The organism is Allobosea sp. (genome assembly GCF_048595345.1).
GTDB lineage: Bacteria > Pseudomonadota > Alphaproteobacteria > Rhizobiales > Beijerinckiaceae > Allobosea.
Map to the genome: position 1 here is coordinate 1 of NZ_JBMDWH010000039.1, position 5,442 is coordinate 5,442.

6 protein-coding genes are annotated in these 5,442 nt (G+C 68.9%); 2 read left to right on the forward strand and 4 right to left on the reverse strand.

The genetic code is table 11. The features are described from left to right. Window positions 1-292: 292 nt before the first annotated feature. The gene (locus tag ACOJTB_RS04775) at window positions 293-895 is read right to left on the reverse strand and encodes a hypothetical protein (RefSeq protein WP_420101375.1); all 603 of its coding nucleotides are present in this window, start codon (window positions 893-895) and stop codon (window positions 293-295) included. 188 nt (window positions 896-1,083) lie between these two features. Here ACOJTB_RS04775 and ACOJTB_RS04780 point away from each other — a divergent pair, with 188 nt between their 5' ends. Continuing rightward, entirely contained in the window at window positions 1,084-2,058 is a 975-nt protein-coding gene (locus ACOJTB_RS04780) for an NADPH:quinone oxidoreductase family protein (protein WP_420101379.1), read from the forward strand. A gap of 28 nt (window positions 2,059-2,086) precedes the next feature. Here ACOJTB_RS04780 and ACOJTB_RS04785 read toward each other — a convergent pair whose 3' ends face one another. Next, a complete protein-coding gene (locus ACOJTB_RS04785) occupies window positions 2,087-2,461 on the reverse strand; it encodes a YkvA family protein (RefSeq protein ID WP_420101376.1) in 375 nt (124 codons plus the stop codon). A gap of 175 nt (window positions 2,462-2,636) precedes the next feature. Here ACOJTB_RS04785 and ACOJTB_RS04790 point away from each other — a divergent pair, with 175 nt between their 5' ends. Further along, window positions 2,637-3,422 carry an SDR family NAD(P)-dependent oxidoreductase gene (locus tag ACOJTB_RS04790; protein ID WP_420101377.1) on the forward strand — a complete coding sequence of 262 codons (786 nt, stop codon included), beginning with the start codon at window positions 2,637-2,639 and terminating at the stop codon, window positions 3,420-3,422. A 14-nt stretch (window positions 3,423-3,436) separates the two neighbouring features. Here the strand turns inward: ACOJTB_RS04790 and ACOJTB_RS04795 are convergent, their stop codons facing one another. Next, a complete protein-coding gene (locus tag ACOJTB_RS04795; RefSeq protein WP_420101380.1) occupies window positions 3,437-4,054 on the reverse strand; it encodes a septation protein A in 618 nt (205 codons plus the stop codon). A 29-nt stretch (window positions 4,055-4,083) separates the two neighbouring features. After that, window positions 4,084-5,334, reverse strand: coding sequence for a signal recognition particle-docking protein FtsY (ftsY, locus tag ACOJTB_RS04800; RefSeq protein WP_420101378.1), 1,251 nt, complete (start codon window positions 5,332-5,334; stop codon window positions 4,084-4,086). Window positions 5,335-5,442 lie beyond the last annotated feature (108 nt).

Genomic DNA, 5,442 nt, shown 5'->3' on the forward strand with positions numbered 1-5,442 from the left:
GATCCAGTTCCAGAGCTGGCCGACGCGCATGCGCCGCTCCTTCTCGGGAACGCCGATCTGCTCCAGCGCCAGGATCATGCCCGCGCGCGTGCGGCCGACCAGCGAGGGCTTGCGCAAAACGGGTTCGGCCGCCGGAGCGGCAGTCGTGGAAACGGAAACGGTCATCGGAAACTCTGCTCGGATCGCGCCGCCGGCGCCTATCGAAGGCAGGGCCATACCATATCCGGGGCCCGAAGCGAAGCGGGCGCCCTTTCGGCCGCCCGCTGTCGCCATCACGATCTCGAAGAATGCCTCACTTGCAGGCGTCGTCGGCCTTCTTCAGCACCTGGCTCATCCCGGCGAGGGAGTATTTGTCGCTGGTGGCGTTGCCGCGCTTCGACTGGGCCTTGATCTCCAGCCCGACGCCCTTGCGCATGGCGTCGAGCATGCGCGGCTCTTCGGCGGGGTTCTTCAGCCACATGTTCTTGCCCTTCGCGACCAGAGCGAAGCGCTCGGCCCCGATCACCGCCTGATGCTCGATGCCTTCCTTGACGTCGAAATTCATCACGAAGCTGATCTCGTTGCGCACGCCCTCGGCCGGGCGGTTCGAGATGAAGAGCAGCCCCTCGACATCCTTGAGATTGGCGGGCGAGCGGGTCTCGGCCTTGGAAAGAGCATAGCAGACCTTGGAACGGCCCTGCTGCGAGGAGAAGGCCTGCCACTTGCCCGCCGTCTCCAGCAGCATCGCCTGGCCCTGGCCGGCGCTGGCGGGAGCCCCGGTGGCAGCGGCGGGCTTGGGCTTGGCCGGCGCGGCGAGGGCGGCTGAACTCGCAGCGCCCGTCAGCGCGGCGAGGAGCACCAGGCCGGCGATGCGGAATGGGATGGCGGCGGACGGGGTAAGGATCGAGCTGCTCATGGACCGCCATCAGTCACGAAAAATCTTAACACCGCGTTTACCACGTCCGCTTCGGGGCGCAGTTGCGGAGCGGCGGGCATAGAGTGTCACGATCCTGGCGAAAATGCGAATGGCCCGACGAAGGGACCGGTTCCCCCGCCGGATGCCCGGTGGCAGGCTGGCACGCCGATGCGAAGGACGCCGCCGCGATGAAAGCCCTGCTCTGCGACCATGCCGGACCGCCCGGCGAACTGACCTTGGCGCAGTTGCCGGATCCTGTGCCCGGCCCCGGCGAAGTCGTCGTCGCGGTCGCGGCGGCAGCGCTCAACTTCTTCGATACGCTGATCATCCAGGGCCGCTACCAGACCAAGCCGGCCTTCCCGTTTTCCCCTTGCGCCGAATGCGCCGGCACGATCGCCGCCCTCGGCGACGGCGTGACCGGCTGGGCGGTCGGAGAGCGGGTCGCCGCCTGGCTGGGCTATGGCGCCGCGCGCGAGAAGGTGGTGGTGCCGGCGGAGGCGCTGGTCCGCGTGCCCGGGCGGCTCGACGACGCCCAGGCGGCCGGCCTGTTCGTGACCTATGGCACTGCGATGCACGCCCTGATCCAGCGTGCGAAGCTGAAGGCAGGAGAGACGCTGGCCATTCTGGGGGCCTCGGGCGGAGCCGGGCTGGCCGCCGTCGAGATCGGCGCGCTGCTCGGCGCCCATGTCATCGCCTGCGCCTCCTCGTCGGAGAAGCTGGCTCTGGCACGCGAGCATGGCGCGCAGGAGGAGATCGACTATGCGCAGGCCGATCTGCGCGCCCGGCTGAAGAGCCTGACGGAAGGGCGCGGCGTCGATGTTCTCTATGACACGGTGGGCGGCGATCTCGCCGAGCCCGCTTTGCGCTCCATGGCCTGGGAAGGGCGCTACCTCGTCGTCGGCTTCGCGGGCGGCGACATTCCGAAGATCCCGCTCAACCTGCTGCTGCTGAAGGGCTGCGATCTGCGCGGCGTGTTCTGGGGCGATTTCGTCCGGCGCGAACCCGCCGCCCATCGCCGCAATATGGAGCGGCTGCTGGACTGGGCGGCGGCAGGGCGCATCCGCGCCCATGTCCATGCCCGCATCCCGGTCGAGAGCTGGACAGAGGCCTATGCGCTGATCGCGGAGCGCAAGGCGCAGGGCAAGGTGGTCCTGACGTTCTGAGAGGCCGCGCCCTGGGGCGCAGCGCAGCTCAGAGTTCGGCCAGCGCCCGCCGCGCCTGCTCGCGATGCTCCGGCGTGATGGAGCCCGCCACCGCCGCGATGGCGGCGGCGATCACGGCCGCGTCGTCGGTAAAGCCGATCAGCGGCATGATGTCGGGGATCGCGTCGATCGGCAGCACGAAATAGCCCAGCGCGGCCAGCAGCGTCAGCCGCACGCGGCGCGGCGTCTGCGGGTCGCGCGTGCAGAACCAGGCCGCCAGCAGATCCTCCGCGAAGGGAATGCGCTTGGCCACGCGCTTCAGGCGGCTCATGAAATCGGCGCCGAACCTGGCCTCGTCGCGCAGGCTGTCGCGGATCGCCGCCATTTCCTCTCGGCTGAAGCGGGCGCTGAAACCTTCGCTCATTCCTCTCTCCTTGCGAGCGTCACGCCGCAGATGATCGCGCGGCTGCTCCCGCCGCGCATGTCGAAAGATGGCCCCGGCCCAAAGCTGCACAAGAGCCTCGGCGGAAAACCGGCTTGGTCGCCCTCGATGCGCCGATTAAACCTTTGGGAAACGCAAAAGCTCCGGGAAGCGCGCCATGAAACTCGATTCCTCCTGTTCGGCCATCGTCACCGGCGGAGCCTCGGGCCTGGGCGCGGCGACGGCCCGCATGCTCGCGGACCAGGGCGCGAAGGTCGCGCTGTTCGATCGCGATGCCGAGCGCGGCGAAGCCGTGGCGAGCGAGATCGGCGGCCTGTTCTGCGCCTGCGACGTCACCAGCGACGCCTCGGTCGACGAGGCGCTGGCCAAGGCACGGGCGGCCCATGGCGTCGCCCGCATCGTGGTGAACTGCGCTGGCATCGCGCCCGGCCGCCGCGTCGTCTCGAAACATCGCGAGACCGGCGAACTCGTCGCCCATGACCTCGCCACCTTCGAGAAGGCGGTGGCGATCAACCTGACCGGAACGTTCCGGGTGATCGCGAAATCCGCCGCGGCGCTGGCAGGTCTAGATCCGGTCACCGAGGATGGCGGGCGCGGGGTGATCATCTGCACCGCGTCCATCGCCGCCGAAGACGGGCAGATCGGCCAGGCCGCCTATGCCGCCTCCAAGGCCGGCGTCGCGGGCATGACGCTGCCGATCGCCCGCGAGCTCGCCGCTCTGGGCATCCGCGTCGTGACCATCATGCCGGGCCTGTTCGAGACGCCGATGTTCGCCGGCCTGCCCGAGGAGGCGCGCGCTTCTCTGGGCGGCTCGGTGCCGCATCCCTCGCGTCTCGGCCGGCCGGCCGAATATGCCGCGCTCGCCCGCAGCATCATCGAGAACGACATGCTGAACGGCACCGCCATCCGCCTCGACGGCGCGCTGCGCATGGCCGCGAAATAGCTCGGCCCTGCCGGTCAGGCCTGCGCGTCGCCCTTCGGCTTGATCTCGTGCTTGAGGATCAGCGGCGTCTGGGCCAAGGCGAACAGCATGGTCAGCGGCATCACGCCCCAGACCTTGAACGCCACCCAGAAATCCTGCGTCTGGGTGCGCCAGACCACCTCGTTCAGCGCCGCCAGCACGAAGAAGAACAGGCCCCAGCGCAGGGTCAGCTTGCGCCAGCCCTCCTCGTCGAGCTGAAGCACGGTCTCGAGCACGAGCGATAGCAGCGAGCGGCCGAAGAACAGGCCGCCGAGCAGCACGCAGCCGAACAGCGTGTTCACGATCGTCGGCTTCACCTTGATGAAGAAGGCGTCGTCCAGCAGCAGCGTCAGCCCGCCGAAGACGGTGACCACGATCGCGTTCACGATCGCCATGCGCGGCAGATAGCCCATCAGGATCCGCGACAGCGCCAGCGCGATCAGCGAGGCGGCAATGAAGATGCCGGTCGCCACGAAGATCCGCCGGTCCTGCGCCACCTGGAACAGCCGGTCGCCATAGGAATTCGCGAAGAAGAAGATCGCCAGCGGCCCGAATTCGAGCGCGAGCTTGAGGATGGGGCTGACCGCCTTGCCCCTCGCCGCCTCGACCGGGATCTGCTGGGTGGTTTCGCTCGCCCCGTCGCTCACGCCGCTTCTCCCAAACCCGCGACGGCCCGCGCGAAATCGCCGGCCGAAAACGGTTCCAGATCCTCGACGCCCTCGCCGACGCCGATGAAATGCACCGGCAGACCGAACTGCGCCGCCAGCGCCACCAGGATGCCGCCGCGCGCCGTGCCGTCGAGCTTGGTCATCACCAACCCCGTCACGCCCGCCGTGGTGCGGAAGGCCTCGACCTGGCTGATCGCGTTCTGACCGACGGTGGCGTCGAGCACGAGGAGCGCGGCATGGGGCGCCGCCGCATCCTGCTTGCGGATGACGCGCACGACTTTGGCGAGTTCGTCCATCAGCCCCTGCTTGTTCTGCAGCCGTCCGGCGGTGTCGATCAGCAGCACGTCGGTGCCGTTGGCCTTCGCCTTCTGCAACGCCTCGAAGGCCAACCCCGACGCATCGGCGCCCTGCTGGCCGAAGACGACTTCGGCCCCGGTGCGCTCACCCCAGACGCGCAGCTGCTCGATCGCCGCTGCGCGGAAGGTGTCGCCCGCCGCCAGCATCACCGATTTGCCCTCGGCGCGGAATTTGGCCGCGAGCTTGCCGATCGTCGTGGTCTTGCCCGATCCATTGACCCCGACCATCAGGATCACGAACGGCTTTTTCGTGGCGTCGATCGCGAGCGGGCGTGCCACCGGCATCAGGATCGCCTCGACCTCCCGCGCCAGGATCGCCTTCACTTCGGACGGCTCGATCTGCTTGTCGTAGCGGCCCTCCCCGACCGCCTTGGCGATGCGCGCGGAGGTCGCCAGGCCCAGATCGGCCTGGATCAGGATGTCTTCCAGATCCTCCAGCGTGCCGGCGTCGAGCTTGCGCTTGGTGAAGAGGTCGGTGATGCCCGTCGTCAGCGCCGAGGAGGTGCGCGACAGCCCTTCCGTCAGCCGCCGCCACCAGCTGCGCTTGGGCTCGGTGGTCTGTATGGGGCTCGCCTCGGGCACGGGGACAGGAGGCGCGACGAGCGCCGGGACGGCCTCGTCCTGAACAGGCGAGGCTCCGCCGACGGCAGGCGCGCCCGTCGCCGGGGTCGCGGCCGGAGCGTCCACCACCTCGACGGCCGGAATCTCGACCTCGATCCCGAGCGACAGCGCGGCCTCGACGAACTCGGCCTGCGTCTCGTCGACGGACGCGATCTCGGGCTCGGCCGCCGGGACAGGCTTTTGCGGTTCGTCCTCGCGGCCGAAGAGCTTCGAAAAGAAGCCGCGCTTTTTCGGTTCGGTCTCGCTCATCGCTGTTCCATCTTCGGTTCGGCGGATCCTGGCTTGCGCCGCCGGGCCGGTATCGCTAGCGCAATGCCATGGCGCAGACGGACCGACCAGAGAATTCGAAGCCGCAGG